The sequence below is a fragment of the Litorihabitans aurantiacus genome, from assembly GCF_030161595.1.
In the GTDB taxonomy this organism is placed as follows: Bacteria; Actinomycetota; Actinomycetes; order Actinomycetales; family Beutenbergiaceae; genus Litorihabitans; species Litorihabitans aurantiacus.
In genome coordinates this window covers 1377575-1393017 of record NZ_BSUM01000001.1, presented here as the reverse complement: position 1 = coordinate 1393017, position 15443 = coordinate 1377575, and the positions used below count along the sequence as shown (strand labels likewise).

The following is a 15443-nucleotide window of genomic DNA, read 5'->3' as shown; positions in this document are numbered from 1 at the left end:
ACCGACCCGACGGCGAAGTCGCCCCTCGAGTGCGCCACCCCGCGTGGTTCCTGCGACGACCGGCCGTCGCGGTGGCGGGCGGCCTCGCCGCCGTGGTCGCCCAGCGACACCTCGTGGCGAGCGACGATCCACTCCTCTGGCCGGCGGCGCTCGTGCTGCTGCTGGCCGCGACCGGCGCCTGCCTGGTCGACGCCGCCGGGCACCGCCTGCCCGACGTGCTCGTGCTGCGCGGGTGGGCGCTGGGTGCGCTCGCCGCACTGGCAGCCGCGCCGTGGGCCGGGTGGGGCCGTGTGATCGTGGCGCTCGGCGTCTCCGCGGGCGTGTGGCTGCTGCTGACGCTCGCCACGCTCGCCGCCCCGCGAGCCCTGGGCTACGGCGACGTCAAGCTCGCCGGTCTGCTCGCGCTCCTGCTGGCGCTGGTCGAGCCGGGCGCCGTCCTGACCGGGTTCGTCGCCGCCGTCGTGCTCGGGGGAGTCGCCGCGCTCGTGCTGCTGCTGACGCGGCGGGCGAGCGCCGGGACGCACCTGGCCTTCGGTCCGTGGCTGCTGGCGGGCGCCGCCGTCGCCGTCCTCACCCACGGCCTTCCCACCCCTGAACGCTCGCCGGCCGCCCCGCCACGACGTGGGAGAATCGCCGCCATGCTCAGATGGTTGACGGCCGGGGAGTCCCACGGTCCCGCGCTCGTGGCGATGCTCGAGGGCATGCCCGCCGGGGTCGAGGTCACGACGAGCGAGATCGCCGCCGCGCTGGCGCGCCGGCGGCTCGGCTACGGCCGCGGCGCCCGCATGAAGTTCGAGCAGGACGAGGTCAGCGTCCTCGGCGGCGTGCGCCACGGCCTCACCCAGGGCGGACCGATCGCCGTCGAGATCGGCAACACCGAGTGGCCCAAGTGGGAGCAGGTCATGGCGGCCGATCCGGTCGACCCCGCCGTCCTCACCGGAGCCCGCGGCGCCGCGCTGACGCGGCCGCGCCCCGGCCACGCCGATCTCGTGGGCATGACCAAGTACGCCTTCGACGAGGCGCGCCCCGTGCTCGAGCGCGCCAGCGCGCGGGAGACCGCGGCGCGCGTGGCGCTCGGCGTCGTCGCCGCGAAGTTCCTCGAGCAGGTCGCGGGCGTGCGGCTCGTGTCGCACGTCGTGGCGATCGGCGAGGCCGAGGTGCCCGAGGGCACCGAGCTCCCCACGCCCGACGACGTCGACCACCTCGACGCCGACCCCGTGCGCTGCTGGGACGCCGCGTCCTCGGCCGCGATGGTCGCCGAGATCGACCAGTGCCACAAGGACGGCGACACGCTCGGCGGCGTCGTCGAGGTGCTGGCCTACGGCCTCCCGCCGGGCCTGGGCTCCTACGTGCAGTCCGACCGCCGGCTCGACGCGCGCCTCGCGGGCGTGCTCATGGGCATCCAGGCGATGAAGGGCGTCGAGGTCGGTGACGGCTTCCGCACCGCCCGCCGCCGCGGGTCGCAGGCGCACGACGAGATCGAGCGCGGCGAGCGTGGCGACGGAAGCACCGTCCAGCGCCGCACGAACCGCGCCGGCGGCGTCGAGGGCGGCATGACCAACGGCGAGGTGCTGCGCGTCCGGGCCGCCATGAAGCCGATCTCCACCGTGCCGCGCGCGCTCGACACGATCGACACGACCACCGGCGACGCCGCCAAGGCCATCCACCAGCGCAGCGACGTCTGCGCGGTGCCGCCCGCCGCCGTCGTGGCCGAGGCGATGGTCGCGCTCGTGCTCGCGCAGGCGCTGCTCGAGAAGGTCGGCGGGGACAGCGCGGCCGAGTCGCGGCGCAACCTGCAGGCCTACCTCGACGCCGTGCCCACCACCCAGCGGTGAGCCAGCGGTGAACCCGGCACGGCCGCTGTGAGCCTGCCGTGACGTCGCCGGAGCCCGCACGGGTGCCCGTGCTCGTGCTCGTCGGCCCGCCCGGGGCGGGGACGTCGACCGTCGGCGCCGAGATCGCGGCGCGGCGGGGCGCTCTCGCCATCGACACGGAGCGCCGCGCCGCGCGCGAGCTGGGGTTCGACGACGTCGCGGCCGCCTTCGTGGGCGTCGGCGAGGACGTGTTCGCGGAGCGTGAGCGGGTGTGCGCGCTCGCCGCGCTCGAGGAGGCGGCGCAGGAGAACGGCGCCGTCGTCGTGCTCGGGGCGAGCGTGACCGACGCGCGCGTGCGGGAGCGGCTGCGCCCCGCCGTCGTGATCCAGCTGACCGCGAGCCTCGCGCACGCCGCACCGCGGCTCGGCTTCGCCACCGCGCGGCCGGTGTTCCTCGGGAACCCGCGCGCGCTGTGGAGCCGGCTCGTGCAGGAACGACAGACCCACTACGACGCCGCGAGCCGCGCGAGCGTCGACACCGACGACCGCACGATCGCCGAGGTGGCTGACGCCGTCGAGGCCGCGCTGGAGGAGATCGCATGACCCGCATCACCGTGACCGCCGAGCGGACCTACGACGTCGTCGTCGGGAGCGGACTGCTCGGTGAGCTCGCACCGCTGCTGGGCGAAGGGGTGCAGCGCGTGCTCGTGCTCGCGCCGCGCGCCCTGGCGGCGACGGCGGACGCGGTGCGCGAGGACCTCCTCGCCTCCGGCTACGAGGCGTACGTGGGCGAGGTGCCCGACGCCGAGGAGGCCAAGACCGGTCAGGTCGCCGCGTTCTGCTGGGGGATCCTCGGGCAGGCCGGATTCACGCGGTCCGACGCGATCGTCGGCCTCGGCGGTGGGGCGACCACCGACCTGGCGGGGTTCGTCGCGGCGACGTGGCTGCGCGGCGTCAAGGTTGTGCAGGTGCCGACCACGCTGCTGGCGATGGTGGACGCCGCCGTCGGGGGCAAGACGGGGATCAACACCGCCGAGGGCAAGAACCTCGTCGGGGCGTTCCACTCGCCCGTCGGCGTCCTGGCGGACCTCGCCACCCTGGAGACGCTGCCGCGCCACGACCTGGTCGCCGGTCTGGCCGAGGTGGTCAAGTGCGGGTTCATCGCGGACCCGGCGATCCTCGACCTGATCGAGGCAAACCCGGAGGCCGCCTCCGATCCCGCCTCGGACGTGCTGCGCGAGCTCGTCGAGCGGGCGGTGCGGGTCAAGGCCGAGGTGGTCTCGGCCGACCTGCGCGAGGCCGACCTGCGCGAGATCCTCAACTACGGCCACACGCTCGGGCACGCGATCGAGCACGTGGAGCGCTACTCGTGGCGGCACGGGGCGGCGGTGTCGGTCGGGATGGTCTACGCGGCCGAGCTCGCCCGGCTCGCGGGGCGGTTGTCCGACGACGTCGTGGACCGCCACCGCAGCATCCTGACGATGCTCGGGCTGCCGACCACCTACCGCGACGACGTGTGGCCCGGGCTGCTGGACGCGATGCGACGCGACAAGAAGACGCGGGGCGACCTGCTGCGCTTCGTGGTGCTCGAGGGCGTCGGGCGGCCGGTGCGGCTCGAGGGGCCGGACCCGTCGCTGCTGCTCGCCGCGTACGCCGAGGTGGGGGAGAAGCGGCGCGGGAGCGCGATCTCGCTCGGCTGACTCCGGCGGCCCCGGAAGTCTCTCGCGGGTGCCCCGGAAGTGCCTCGCGGGTGCCCCACAAGTACCTCGCGAGTACCCCAGAAGTGGCTCGCGATCAGGTGGGGAGCGTGGGGGCGAGGGCGAGGATGTCGGCCAGGGAGTCGACCTGATCGGGGGCTTGTCCTCGCGGTAGCGCAGCACTCGCGCGAAGCGCAGGGCCACCCCTCCGGGGTAGCGCGGGGACACCTGAACGCCGTCGAACGCGATCTCGACGACGAGCGGTGGTTCCACGAACACCGCGGCCCGGGTGCGGCGCACCTCGCGCGAGAGCAGCTCCTGCGTCTGCCACGTCAGCAGCGCGTCGGTGAGCCCCTTGAACGTCTTGCCCAGCATGACGAGCTCACCGCTCGCGGGGTCGCGCGCCGCCAGGTGCAGGTTCGACAGCCACCCCTGCCGCCGCCCCGACCCCCACTCCGCACCGATGACCGCGAGGTCGAACGTGTGGCGAGGCTTGACCTTGATCCAGCCCGCGTCGCGCCGCCCGGCGGCGTACGGCGCGTCCGGCTTCTTCACCACGACGCCCTCCCAACCCCCGGCGACGGCGTCCTCGAAGACGGCGGTCACCTGCTCCGGTGTCTCCACGCGGTGCCGAGCGACACCGAGGCCGGCCGGGAGCAGCCGCTCGAGCACCGCCATGCGCTGGCGGAGCGGTTCGTCCAGGAGGTCGCGGCCGCCGGCGTGCAGCACGTCGAAGACGACGAGCGTCAGCGGCGTGCGCACCCGCGCCGTCGCCGGGTCCGTGCTGCTCGCGGTGCGCGAGGCGATGATCTGGAACGGCAACGGGCTGCCGTCCTCGCGCAGCCCCACCACCTCGCCGTCGAGCACCAGCGCCCGCTCGGGCAGCGCACGGACCTCCTCGACGATATCGGGCAGTCGGTCGGTGATCTCGTCCAGGCTGCGGGTCCAGATGCGCACGACGTCCTCGCCGTCCTCGGCGCGCCAGCGGTGGATCTGCACCCGGATGCCGTCGATCTTGACGTCGACGACGGCCGGCAGCCCCGCCTTCGCGGCCGCCGCCTCGGGGTCCGGCGCCGACGCGGCGAGCATCGGCTCGACGGGGACACCCAGGTGCAGCCCGACGGCCTCGAGCGCCGCCGATCCACCCGTGGCCGCGAGCGCGGTGGCGCCCGGCGTCGACCCCAGGAGCATGGCGGCCCGCTGCACCGCGGCGAGCGGCACGTCGAACGCGGTCGCGGCCGCGTCCTGGACCAGTGCGGCCGAGGCGCCCTGGCGAAGCTCCCCGTGGACGAGTGCGGCGAGGAACCGCTGCTCGTCCGCGGTGGCCCGCGCGAACAGGTCCGTGACCGCCTGGGTCCGGCGCGCGGCCGACCCCTCGCCCAGCTCGGCACCGATGCGCTCGAACCGGGCGTCGACGTCGGCGATCTCGAGGGTGGCCTCCGACGCGGGCGGCGGGAGCTGGTGCAGACCCGCCGCGCCTACCCCGGTGCGCCGCTGCCGCAGTCCGCCGGAGAGGTAGGTCGCCACCAGCGGGAGCTCCGCCGCGTCGGCCTCGCCCAGCAGCTTCGCCAGGAGCGCACGCTTGGCCAGGCGCGACCGCGTCGCGGCGACGGCGGACGAGGTCCGGACGAGGATCTCCAGCAGCATGCTCCCATCGTGCCGCCGACCCCTGACATCTCCATCGAGCAGAGATCAGTGACAAGGGCTTGATGGTTGGTGATCAGCCCAGTACGGTTGATCCATGTTCGTCCTGACCATCGACCAGCGCGCCAGCAGACGCGGTGCGGACCTCGTGCCGGATCTGCTCACCGACCTCGACGCCACGCTCGGCCACGACGACGTCGTGCTGCCGTTCGTGCGAACGGTGGGCGACGAGGTGCAGGGCGTCCTGGGTTCGCCCGACGCCGTCGTGACGCTGGTGCTGGACGTGGTGCGGCGCGGTGGCTGGAGCACCGGTGTCGGTGTCGGGGAGGTGCACCCCGGGGAGACGGCGCCCGCGAGCACCGGCAGCGCGTTCGTGCACGCGCGAGAGGCGGTCGAGCGCGCCAAGGGTCGCACCCTCGCGAACGCGCTCGCCGTGCACGGCGACGACGCCCCCGCGGCCGCACGGGTGGAGGCGGTGCTGCAGCTGCTGGCGTCGGTCGTGCGGCGGCGCACCCCGGCGCAGTGGCGGGCGCTGGACCTGCTCGGTCGCCCGGACGCGACCGGCGTCCGCGTCGCGCGCGAGCTCGGCGTCACACCGCAGAACGTCTCCCAGCTCCGGCGCGACGCGCTGGGCCAGGAGGAGGCGGGGGTGCGCGAGGTGGCGGTCCACCTCCTGTCGGTGGCCGCTGGCAGGATCGAGTCATGACCCCCGTGATCGTCGTCGCCACGCTCGCCCTCGCGGCGCTCGGCGGCACCCTGCTGGTCCCGTTCGTCCTCGGCGCCGCGAGTCGTGGTGCCTCGGCGGCGCGCGCGGTGTCGCTCGCGAGCGTCCAGGCCGTCCTGCGCGGCGGTCTGGTGATCGGGCTGCTCGAGCGGATCGCGACGGCGGGGTGCGTCCTGGCCGGTCAGCCCGAGGGCATCGCCGTCGTGGTCGCGATCAAGGGCCTCGGGCGCTACCCCGAGCTGCGCGACCCCGTGTCGGCCGCGGGCGCGAGCGCGCCGGGCGAGACGGGTGGGCCGGGTCAGCAGAACCCCCGGGCCTCCGCGCTGGGCGCGGCGGTCTCGGAGCGCTTCATCATCGGCACGCTGACGTCGCTGATCTGGGCGGTCGCGGTCGGCGCGGTGGGGCGCTGGCTGCTCGGGGTCGTCTGACGCAGCGGTGGTCGGGACGCCCGACGGCCGTCAGGAGGCGGCGAGCGCGTCGTCGAGGTCGGTGTGGCGGAAGCGGTAGCCGCTGGCGAGCAGCACCTCGGGCTGCACCCAGCGGCTCTTGAGGACCAGCTCGGACTCCTGCCGCAGCACCAGCATCCCGATCTCGAGCAGCCAGCGCGGGGCGGCCAGCCCGAACGGGGCGCGCACCCGCCGCCGCAGCGCGGCCATCATCTCGCGGTTGGTGCTCGCCTCCGGGGTCGCGAGATTGACGGGGCCCGCAATGCCGGGGTCGTCACGAACGTGCCGGACCGCGCCGACGACGTCGTCGAGGTGGATCCAGCTGAACCGCTGCCCGCCGCGGGGGCGGCGGCGGGGCGGGGCGGGGGAGGGCTCGGTGGCCTGCGGCCCGATGCCGCGGTAGCGGTCGTGGCGGAACCACCGGCCGTCGAGCTGGGGCCCGGCGAGCCCGAGTCGCGCGGCCGGCAGCAGCAGCCCGAGCGCCCCGCCGTGCCCGAGCACGATCGCCATCCGCAGCGCCACCCGGCGCGTGCCGGGCAGGTCGCCCTCCAGGAACGCGCGCTCCCAGCCCCGCGCGACGTCCACCGAGAACCCGGAGCCGAGCTCGCCGTCGTGCTCGGACTGGGGTTGGTCCATCGCGTCGCGGTAGATCGTCCCGGTGCTGGCGTTGAGCCAGAGCGCCGGGGGACGTGACGCGCGCGCGACGGCGCGGTGCAGCTGACGGGTCGTGTCGATCCGCGAGGACCAGATGGCCCGTCGGTTGGCGTCGGTGTAGCGGCACCCCACCGAGCGCCCGGCCAGGTTGAGCAGCAGCGCGGCACCGTCCACGGCGTGCTCGACGGCGCCCGCATCGTCCCAGCGCACGCTCGCCCCGGACCCGCGCCCCACGGTGACGACGTCGTAGCCGTCCTCTCGCAGCGCGGCCACGAGCGCCGTCCCGATGAAGCCGGAGGCCCCGGCGACGACGGCGCGCGGCCGGGCGGCGGACGTCGCGTCCGGGGTCTCGTCGGCGGTCGTGTCGGTCGTCATACCAACGACCCTAGGCGCGAGCGCGGCCCGGGCCGGGGGACGAAGGTCCCCCGACCCGGGCCGCGGGTGGCGTGGCGGCGGCGCCGCCACCGAGTCAGACCGAGGCGCGCAGCTGCCGTCGGCGCCACACGGCCAGGCCCGTGCCGCCGACCAGCAGCGCCGCCGCGATCAGCGAGTACCCGGCGACGTCGGCCCCGGTGAGGCTGAGCGGAGGGCCGGGACGTCCGCCCGTGCCCGCGCCGGCGCCGTCGGTGGGCACGTCGGTCGGTGCGTCCGACGGGACAGGGCCGCCGGTGGGCACCTCGGTCGGAACCGGGGTCGTCGGGGCGTCGGTCGCGGTCGGGCTGACGACGAGATCGGCTGCCAGCACCGTGCCGGTCTGCGCACCCGTGACGGCGACGCGGTAGGTGCCCGGCTCCGCCGGGGCCGTGAACGGGACGCTCGCGCCGCCGTCGAGTACGTCGACCGGCACCTCGGCGACCGCCGCGTCGGCCAGCGTGGTGGTGGCCTGCCAGTCGGCCGCCAGCCCAGTGACCTGCGCCGTCACGCTCGCCCCGGGCGCCACGGTCGGGGACGAGAGCGTCAGCGTCGCGTCCGCGCTGAGCGCGGCCACGTCCGCGTCCAGCTCGAGGGTGCGCGCGGAGGTGAAGAAGAGGTCCGTCTGGTCGGTGAGCCCGAGGACGTTCGCGGCGCCGGGGCCGTAGCCGGCGATGCGCACCTGCGCACCGGTGTGCTGCATCGACTCACCGAGCTCGGAGGTGCCGTAGGAGACGATCATCCCCACGCCCTCCTGCGTCAGCAGGTGCACCGACGGGCCGGGAGGGGTGGATCCGACGATCTGGCTCGTGTGGGCGTGGTCGGCGGTCACGACGACGAGGGTCTCGCCGTCCTGGCGCGCGAAGTCGAGCGCGACCTGCACGGCCTCGTCGAGGTCGACCGTCTCACCGATCTGACCGCACGCGTCGGCCGCGTGGTCGCGCTTGTCGATGCTGGCGCCCTCGACCTGGAGGAAGAAGCCGTCGGAGCTGTCGAGGAGCTCGATGGCCTTCGACGTGAGGGAGCCCAGCGAGAGGTCGCTGTCCAGGCGCTCGGGGTTCTCGGTGCACGTGACCGGGTCGAGGTCGCCGCCGCCGATCGTGGCCTCGGGGCCGGTGTAGCGCACCGGGAAGTTGCCGGGGGTGAACAGGCCGAGGACCGGCCGCGTCGCGTCGGCCGCGGTCACGGCGTCGAGTCCGGCGACGTCGCCCACGACCTGGTAGCCGCGCTCGCGCGCCTGGTCGCGCAGGGTGGCGCCGGCCCAGGGGCCGCCCGTCGCGACCTGGTCGAAGGTCTCCGCGCCGCCCCCGAGCGTCACGTCCGGGCGGACGTTCAGCAGCTGCTCGCTGATCGAGCCGAGGCCGCCCTCCTCGAGCGACTGGCCCGCGCACGCGGCCATGTCCTCGGGGCCGTAGCAGGAGCGTGCACCGACGTGAGAGACCTGGGCTCCGGAGGTGGCGTCCTGGATCTCGGACGTCGTCACGTTGCCGGTGCGCAGGCCGTTCGCGCGGGCGAGCTCGAGCAGCGTCGGCTGCGGGGCACCCTCGACGTCGACCGAGAGGCGGCCGTTGACGGTCTTGGTACCGGTCGACCACGCACTCGCCGTCGAGGCGGACTCCGAGGCGTAGTTCGGCAGGCCGTCGGCCGTCAGGGCCCAGGTCGTGTACTGGCCGGTCAGCGGCAGCGCGTCGATCCCCGCGAGCGTGCCGGCGGCGCCCTCGGCGTAGTTGCGGGCCACCGTGATCTCCGAGTCGCCCATCCCGTCGCCGATGAGCAGGATGACGTTCGTGGCCGGTCCTTCGACCAGCGCGTCTCGCACCGCCTGGGTCTGGTCGCCGTCGAGCCGCGCGGCGCCGCCGTGGTCGGTGGGGTCCGCCCACGCCGCGGCCGGGACGGCGAGCGCCGCTCCGGCGAGGAGGGCGATAGCGGCGGCGCGCCGCCTACTGGTGGAGGACATCGGTGCTCCCTGCGCTCGGTGGTGGCCGCCGTGCGACGGCACCGCCAGCGAACCAGTCGCGGGTGGCGGCGGGGTGGCCACCGGGTGACGCGGGGGTGAGCAGCCGGGTGCGCGGGGGCGACGTCACGATCCTCGACGCGAGACGGGCCCCGCCCTACCGTGGATCGTCGGCACACGAGGAGGACGAGTCAGATGGCACGACGCCGCAGGTTCCGCCCCAGCAGGTCCCAGGTCGCGCAGACGCGCACGGCGCTGGAGGAGGCTCGCGAGGGCCGTGAGGGCTCGGGCGCGATCGACCGTGTGATCCGCACGATCATGGCGGTCGGGATCGACGGCGCGGGACCCGTGCGCGGGGCGCGCGCCACGGCCGAGCGCGCCCTGCGGGCGGAGGGCGGCGACGTCGAGCGGGCAGTGCGCCGGGTGGTGCGCACCCACACGCGCGGCGGCGCGGTCGGTGGCGTCGTGACCGGCGTCGGCGGATTCACCACGATGGCGGTCGCGCTCCCGGTCAACCTGCTGGAGTTCTACGTGCAGGCCACCCGCATGGTCGCGGCGATCGCGTCGCTGCGCGGCCACGACGTCGACGACCCCCACGTCCGCACGGCGGTGATGCTGACGCTGGTCGGCTCTGACGCGAACGACGTCCTGGAGAAGGCCGGGATGGCGACGGGTACCGGCCGCGTGGCGTCGTTCGCGCTGAAGCGGCTGCCGGCGTCGTCCCTCATGGTCGTGAACAAGGCCATCGGGTTCCGCCTGCTGCGCGGCGTGGGGGAGCGATTCCTCACGCGGCTCGGCCGCGGGGTGCCCCTGATCGGCGGCCTCCTGGGCGGCGCGCTCGACGCCGTCATGATGCGCCGCATCGCCGCGCACGCCCGCAAGCAGCTGCCCGCCTGAGGACGGCCCGACGGCCCGACGGCCCGACCCACCGTCTCGGGAACGTTCGCACGCCCGGGTGATCGAGCGAGTACCCGACAGCGTCGGGGACGCCACGCGCCAGTTTCACGCGTGCGTCAACAGGCGGTCGACGACCTGCGCGACGTGGGCACGTGCGGGGGCGGGTAGACCGGAGACGGGGTGGGGGAGGCTGTCGGGGCCGACCAGGCCGAGGTGTTCGGCGGCCGCAGTGATGACGCGGTAGCTGCCGTACCGCGCGAACGCGTCCCAGAGGGGTTGCAGTCGGGTGGACTGCGCGCGGGCGTCATCAGCGTCGCCGCTGAGTGCCGCGCGCGCCAGCGAGAGGGCTGCGGCGGGGAAGGTCCCGCCGATGACGGAGTACCAGGCGTCGCAGCCCGCGAGCAGTCCGGTCGCGGCTGAGGCGTCACCGGAGATGCCGATCGTCACGGATCCGGGGATGACACCGCGGATCGTCCTCACCCGGTCGGCGGCTTCCTCACCGTGGGAGGGGAGCGGAGGAATCTTGATCGACGTGATGTTGGTGAGGCCACCGATGCTGGCGTAGAGGTCGTCGCTGAAGGTCACGTGGGTGGTGCCCGGATTGTCGTAGACCACCACAGGCACCGAGACCGCGGAGGCGATGGTCTCGAACAGCGCGTAGACCTCCGCATCGGTGAGCGCCTGGTAGGTCACAGGCGCCAGCAGGAGTGCGCGGGCGCCGGCCGCCTGGGCGTCGTCGGCGTACCGCAGGGCGACGGACGTCCGCAGCGCGCCGATGCCGACCATCACCGGTACGGGCCCTGCGTGCTCGACGGCGAGCTGCGTGACTCGCCGTCGCTCGGCCCGATCGAGGTACATGTAGGAGCCGGTCGACCCTAGCGCGGTGATCGAGTCGACACCGGCGACGCGCAGACGATCGATGAGACCGATGAAGGCGCGCTCGTCGAGGGCGTCGTCGCGCAGCGGGGTCAGGGGAAGGCGCTGAGGCCGGTGAACATCGACGGGTCTCCCGGGAGTCAGGGGCCGCGAGATGCAGCCACCGGACGATCGAAGCATGGGGCCGGCGCCGGTCGCACAACCTGCCGCGGGCACCGCGGTACCCACGTCCGGCTCCCGCCGGCGTTCCTCGACGACCGCCCACCTAGGCTGGGACGATGCTCGCCCGCACCCGGTCGCTCCTGCTGTCCAGCCACCCCGGACCGACCGCGACGGTCACGGTCCTGGCGGTGGTGCTGGGCGTCGGGACCGGCCTGCCGGCGTGGCGCGTGGTCGTGCTGGGGCTGGCGTTCCTGGCCGGCCAGCTCTCGATCGGGTTCTCCAACGACTGGCTCGACGCCGCGCGCGACCGGGCGGTCCACCGCAGCGACAAGCCGGTCGCCCGGGGTGATCTGCCGGTCGGCGTGGTGCGCGGTGCCGCGTGGGTCACGGCGGCCCTCACGGTGCCGCTCTCGTTCGCGCTCGGGTGGCGGGCCGCGGTCGCCCACCTCGTGCTGGTCGCCTCGGGCTGGGCCTACAACGTCGCGCTGAAGCGCACCGCGTTCTCGGTGGCGCCGTTCGTGCTGAGCTTCGGGCTGCTGCCCGCCGTCGTCACGCTGTCGGCCGTGCCGCCCGCCACGACCGCGTGGTGGGCCCTGGCGGTGGGGGCGGTCTTCGGCGTCGCCATCCACTTCACCAACGTGCTGCCCGACCTGGACGACGACGCGAGGACCGGTGTCGACGGACTGCCGCACCGCCTGGGGCGCGTGGTCTCCGGGGTCGTCGCGTTCGCGGCGCTGGCGGTCGCCGCGGCGCTGACGACGCTCGGCCCGGTGCTGGCGGGTCAGATCGGGCGGCCCGGTGTGCTCGGTGTCGTCGGCCTGGTCGTGTGCGTGGCGATCGCGGTCGTCGGTGTCGTGCGGGTGGTGCGCCGGCCGCCGGACAGGCTGCTGTTCCAGCTGATCATCGTGGCCTCGCTGGTGGTCGCGGCGCAGCTCGCGCTGTCGGGGACGTCGCTGGCCGTCTGAGGATCGCGCTCAGCGCATGTGGCGCATCGCGTAGACCGACGCGAGCCCGCGGCGCAGCGGGGTGCGCAGCGCGGCGGTCAGCGCGGAGTCGCGCACGACGGCGCGCGTACCGGAGACTGGTCGGCCCAGCGACATGTTGAGCTCGGCCTGGCGGGCCGCCCAGCGGGCGCGACGGCGTCGGTCGACGTCGTACGCGGCCAGGGCACGAGCGGTGCCGGCGGCGTCGGTGCGCCCCTGCACGGCCGCGACGAGGACCGGGGCCAGGCGCGCGCCGTCGAGCCAGCCCAGGTTCATCCCCTGGCCGCCGATGGGGGAGATCTCGTGCGCCGCGTCCCCCAGCAGCACGACGCGACCAGCCACCGTGCGGGGCGCGAGCCGGCGCCGCACGGCGAACGCGCTGAGCATCGACGTGGTCGCGGGGTCGACCGCCTCCCCGGTGCGCTCGCGCACCAGCGCGGCGAGCAGCTCCGGTGAGGCCTCGAGGTGGGGGCCGGCCGCCGGCCCCGTGTGCACGACCCAGCGCCGCACGCCGCCCGGCAGCGGGAAGGACTCCACGACGCCGCCGGGCTCGAGGTGGATGACCGCGTCGTCTCCCGCGCCGGTCGAGTCGGCGACGTCGCCCATGAGGTAGGTGTCGGCGTAGGTGTGGACGGGCGCCTCGATGCCGACGAGGTCGCGCACCGCGCTCCGGGCGCCGTCGGCCGCGACGACGAACCGTGCCGTCTCGACCACCGGTGCCGCGGAGCCGCCGTCGCGCGACCGGCGCTCGCCCGCCACCCTCACCCCCGAGCGCGTCGGCTCCACCGCGACCACGGCCGTGCCGAACGCGACGACCCCGGGGTGGCCGCGCCGCACGTGAGCGCGCAGCAGGTGCTCGGTGCGCGACTGCGGCAGCGTGGCCACGTACGGGAACCGGCGCGAGACGCCGTCGAACGGCACGACGCCCAGGACGCCGGCGCGCGTGCGCGCGACTCCGTGGCGCACGTGCACCGCCTCGGACGCGATCGTGCGCGCGAGCACGGGGTCGAGGACCTCCAGCGCCGGCGCGTGCAGCCCGATGGCGCGCGAGTGGCCCGCGCCCTCGTCTCCCGCCTCGGGTGCGTCCCGGCGCTCCCACACCGCGACGTCGAGTCCGGCGGCGAGGAGCCGGTCGGCCAGCGCGAGCCCGACGGCGCCGCCACCGACCACGAGGACGTCACGCACGCGCGTCGTCACCGCCGCTCGGCTCACGTGCGTCCAGAACGGCGCGCCCGTCCAGCACGGCCAGCACGCGGAACGGGGCGCGCTCGACGCGCCACCCGGCGGGTAGCACCGCCGCCAGCTCGCGCGCCGTGTAGGAGCGCCGGATCGAGATCAGCCCGTCGTCGCGCACGAACGGTGCCGACGCGCGTCCGGCCCGCACGAGCGGCAGCGTCGCGACCCAGTAGGCCGCGTACGCCCGGCGGCTCCGGGCGATGTCGCCGTGCACCACGAGTCGGCGCGCCAGCACCGCGCTGTCGGCCAGGAGGCCGTCGCGCGCGGCGGGGTCGAGGTGGTGCAGCACGTGGTTGGAGATCACGACGTCGAACCGGGCACCCCGCGCCACGAGATCGCCGCTGTGCGCGCGCTCGAAGGTGAGATCCGGGAGCGCCGGCCGGCTCGTGGCGTACGCGATCGCCCGGGCGTCGGGGTCGATGCCGGTGACCTCCAGGCGCAGCCCGTCGCGCGCGGCCCACCGGGCGAGGGACCGGGCGACGTCGCCGCCGCCCGAGCCGACGTCCAGCAGCGTCGTGACCGTGTCGGCGCTCAGCAGCGGCCGGATCCGGCGCACGTAGACGCGCCGCCACCCCGCCAGCACGCGGTTGATCACGACGAACGCGCGGTAGGTCCGGCGCAGCCCCTCGGCGTCGCACGCCGGGTCGTCCATCAGCTCGACGGCCGCGACGTCTCGCCGCTCGAGCCCGTGCGGCGATCGGGAGGTGCGGGCGACGGGGCGCACGCCTCTCACGCAGGGTTCTCGCGCAGCGTCAGCAGCGCCGACTCGACCGTCAGCCCCGGGCCGAACGCCATCGCGCACACGCGCTCGCCGTCGGCGGCTCGATCGGTGCCACCCGCGTCCTCGCCCGCGAGGAGCCGCTGCAGGATGAACAGGACGGTCGCGCTCGACATGTTCCCGAACTCGCGCAGGACGGCGCGCGAGGGTGCCATCTGCTCGGCGTCGAGGTCGAGGGCCGCGGCGACCTTGTCGAGCACGGAGCGCCCGCCCGGGTGGACGGCCCAGCGCTCGATCACCGCGTGGGCGTCGGCGACCTCGGTGCCCGCCGTCGCGAGCAGGCCGTCCAGCGCACCGCGGATGTGCTCGTGGATGATGCCGGGCACGTACCGCGAGAGCACCATCTCGAACCCGTGGTCGCCGATGGTCCACGCCATGTCCTGCTCGCCCACCGGGGTCAGGGTGGTGCGCAGCTCGTCGATGTCGAGCACCCGGTGCCCAGCGGGCGCGGGTCGCGCCGTGACGACGGCGGCGGCGGCGCCGTCGGCGAACACCGAGGCGGCGACGATCGCGTCCGGGTCGTCGGAGGCGTCCAGGTGCAGCGAGCACAGCTCGGCGCACACCACGAGCACGACGGCGCCGGGGTCCTCCGCGCAGATCGACCGCGCGGCGGCGAGGGCCGGGAAGGCCGCGTAGCACCCCATGTACCCGATGTGCAGGCGTCGGGTCGTGGGGGCGAGACCGAGGTCGCGCACGAGGACGTAGTCCGGCCCGGGCGCGAAGAAGCCGGTGCACGAGGCGGTGACGACGTGGGTCACGTCGGCCAGGTCGAGGTCGCCGGAGGCGGCGAGCGCCTCGCGCGCGGCCGCGAGCAGCAGCGGCGGGAGCGCTGCGGCGTAGGCGGCGTTGCGGGCCCCGGTGCCGGGCCGCAGGACGGCGTCCGTGGCCGGGTCCCGCAGGAGCGGGGGCGAGGCGGGGTCCGCCTCACGCACGGCCGTGTCGAGGTCGGTGACGACGGTGTGGCGGGTGTCGATGGCCGAGGCGTCGAAGGCGGAGGCGATGAGCCGTCGGGCCAGCCGGCTGCGGCCCGGCTGCGCGGCGAGCAGATCGCGCATCGCGTGCTGGGCCAGGACGGTGGGCGGGACCGCGGTGGCCACCGAACGGATGCTGACAGCCATGGCCCCACCCTAGGCGCGCTGTCGCCACTCACCGAGAACCGCCGCTGCCG

The 15443-nt window shown here is 75.3% G+C and carries 13 protein-coding genes and 1 pseudogene; 7 read left to right on the top strand and 7 right to left on the bottom strand.

Features of this window, described 5'->3' with window-relative positions:
- Positions 1-638: 638 nt before the first annotated feature.
- From aroC to aroB, 3 genes are read left to right on the top strand one after another with little or no spacing between them, the layout of a single operon-like run.
- Positions 639-1835: a chorismate synthase gene (aroC, locus tag QQK22_RS06510; RefSeq protein WP_284252588.1), complete on the top strand. Its 1197-nt coding sequence runs from the start codon at positions 639-641 to the stop codon at positions 1833-1835.
- 38 nt (positions 1836-1873) lie between these two features.
- Positions 1874-2416 (top strand): shikimate kinase, encoded by a 543-nt coding sequence (locus tag QQK22_RS06505; RefSeq protein ID WP_284250205.1) that lies wholly within the window; start codon positions 1874-1876, stop codon positions 2414-2416.
- Positions 2413-3513 carry a 3-dehydroquinate synthase gene (gene aroB, locus QQK22_RS06500; protein WP_284250204.1) on the top strand — a complete coding sequence of 367 codons (1101 nt, stop codon included), beginning with the start codon at positions 2413-2415 and terminating at the stop codon, positions 3511-3513. Before QQK22_RS06505 ends, aroB begins: the two co-directional genes overlap by 4 nt.
- A 210-nt stretch (positions 3514-3723) precedes the next feature.
- Here the strand turns inward: aroB and QQK22_RS06495 are convergent.
- Positions 3724-5157: pseudogene (locus QQK22_RS06495) on the bottom strand (ATP-dependent DNA ligase); the annotation flags it as partial.
- Positions 5158-5251: 94 nt separating this feature from the next.
- On the opposite strand from QQK22_RS06495, the gene QQK22_RS06490 reads away from it, so the two are divergent.
- Positions 5252-5860 (top strand): hypothetical protein, encoded by a 609-nt coding sequence (locus tag QQK22_RS06490; protein WP_284250203.1) that lies wholly within the window; start codon positions 5252-5254, stop codon positions 5858-5860.
- Positions 5857-6306 (top strand): hypothetical protein, encoded by a 450-nt coding sequence (locus QQK22_RS06485; RefSeq protein ID WP_284250202.1) that lies wholly within the window; start codon positions 5857-5859, stop codon positions 6304-6306. The genes QQK22_RS06490 and QQK22_RS06485 overlap by 4 nt, the downstream gene beginning before the upstream one ends.
- A gap of 30 nt (positions 6307-6336) precedes the next feature.
- Here the strand turns inward: QQK22_RS06485 and QQK22_RS06480 are convergent, their stop codons facing one another.
- Both QQK22_RS06480 and phoA read right to left on the bottom strand, forming a co-directional pair.
- On the bottom strand, positions 6337-7353 hold the full coding sequence (locus QQK22_RS06480) for an epimerase (RefSeq protein WP_284250201.1): 1017 nt from the start codon (positions 7351-7353) through the stop codon (positions 6337-6339).
- A gap of 94 nt (positions 7354-7447) precedes the next feature.
- Positions 7448-9346 (bottom strand): alkaline phosphatase, encoded by a 1899-nt coding sequence (phoA, locus tag QQK22_RS06475; protein WP_284250200.1) that lies wholly within the window; start codon positions 9344-9346, stop codon positions 7448-7450.
- A 192-nt stretch (positions 9347-9538) separates the two neighbouring features.
- Between phoA and QQK22_RS06470 the strand changes: the two genes are divergently transcribed.
- The gene (locus tag QQK22_RS06470) at positions 9539-10240 is read left to right on the top strand and encodes an EcsC family protein (protein ID WP_284250199.1); all 702 of its coding nucleotides are present in this window, start codon (positions 9539-9541) and stop codon (positions 10238-10240) included.
- Positions 10241-10345: 105 nt separating this feature from the next.
- Here the strand turns inward: QQK22_RS06470 and QQK22_RS06465 are convergent, their stop codons facing one another.
- A complete protein-coding gene (locus tag QQK22_RS06465; protein ID WP_348525518.1) occupies positions 10346-11296 on the bottom strand; it encodes a dihydrodipicolinate synthase family protein in 951 nt (316 codons plus the stop codon).
- A 98-nt stretch (positions 11297-11394) separates the two neighbouring features.
- Here QQK22_RS06465 and QQK22_RS06460 point away from each other — a divergent pair, with 98 nt between their 5' ends.
- A complete protein-coding gene (locus QQK22_RS06460; RefSeq protein ID WP_284250198.1) occupies positions 11395-12243 on the top strand; it encodes a UbiA family prenyltransferase in 849 nt (282 codons plus the stop codon).
- A gap of 9 nt (positions 12244-12252) precedes the next feature.
- Here QQK22_RS06460 and QQK22_RS06455 read toward each other — a convergent pair whose 3' ends face one another.
- From QQK22_RS06455 to QQK22_RS06445, 3 genes are read right to left on the bottom strand one after another with little or no spacing between them, the layout of a single operon-like run.
- Complete coding sequence (locus QQK22_RS06455; RefSeq protein ID WP_284250197.1) at positions 12253-13446, bottom strand: FAD-dependent oxidoreductase; 1194 nt, start codon at positions 13444-13446, stop codon at positions 12253-12255.
- Positions 13439-14230, bottom strand: a complete 792-nt coding sequence (locus tag QQK22_RS06450; RefSeq protein WP_284250196.1) for a class I SAM-dependent methyltransferase — start codon at positions 14228-14230, stop codon at positions 13439-13441. Before QQK22_RS06450 ends, QQK22_RS06455 begins: the two co-directional genes overlap by 8 nt.
- Complete coding sequence (locus QQK22_RS06445) at positions 14227-15393, bottom strand: type III polyketide synthase (RefSeq protein ID WP_284250195.1); 1167 nt, start codon at positions 15391-15393, stop codon at positions 14227-14229. The genes QQK22_RS06450 and QQK22_RS06445 overlap by 4 nt, the downstream gene beginning before the upstream one ends.
- Positions 15394-15443: the final 50 nt, after the last annotated feature.

Bases quoted from the DNA above. Each gene is read 5' to 3' on its own strand.
- QQK22_RS06465 (WP_348525518.1), bottom strand. From the start codon at position 11,296: ATGCTTCGATCGTCCGGTGGCTGCATCTCGCGGCCCCTGACTCCCGGG.
- QQK22_RS06470 (WP_284250199.1), top strand. From the start codon at position 9,539: ATGGCACGACGCCGCAGGTTCCGCCCCAGCAGGTCCCAGGTCGCGCAG.
- QQK22_RS06490 (WP_284250203.1), top strand. From the start codon at position 5,252: ATGTTCGTCCTGACCATCGACCAGCGCGCCAGCAGACGCGGTGCGGAC.
- QQK22_RS06485 (WP_284250202.1), top strand. From the start codon at position 5,857: ATGACCCCCGTGATCGTCGTCGCCACGCTCGCCCTCGCGGCGCTCGGC.
- QQK22_RS06460 (WP_284250198.1), top strand. From the start codon at position 11,395: ATGCTCGCCCGCACCCGGTCGCTCCTGCTGTCCAGCCACCCCGGACCG.
- aroB (WP_284250204.1), top strand. From the start codon at position 2,413: ATGACCCGCATCACCGTGACCGCCGAGCGGACCTACGACGTCGTCGTC.
- QQK22_RS06480 (WP_284250201.1), bottom strand. From the start codon at position 7,353: ATGACGACCGACACGACCGCCGACGAGACCCCGGACGCGACGTCCGCC.
- aroC (WP_284252588.1), top strand. From the start codon at position 639: ATGCTCAGATGGTTGACGGCCGGGGAGTCCCACGGTCCCGCGCTCGTG.
- phoA (WP_284250200.1), bottom strand. From the start codon at position 9,346: ATGTCCTCCACCAGTAGGCGGCGCGCCGCCGCTATCGCCCTCCTCGCC.
- QQK22_RS06445 (WP_284250195.1), bottom strand. From the start codon at position 15,393: ATGGCTGTCAGCATCCGTTCGGTGGCCACCGCGGTCCCGCCCACCGTC.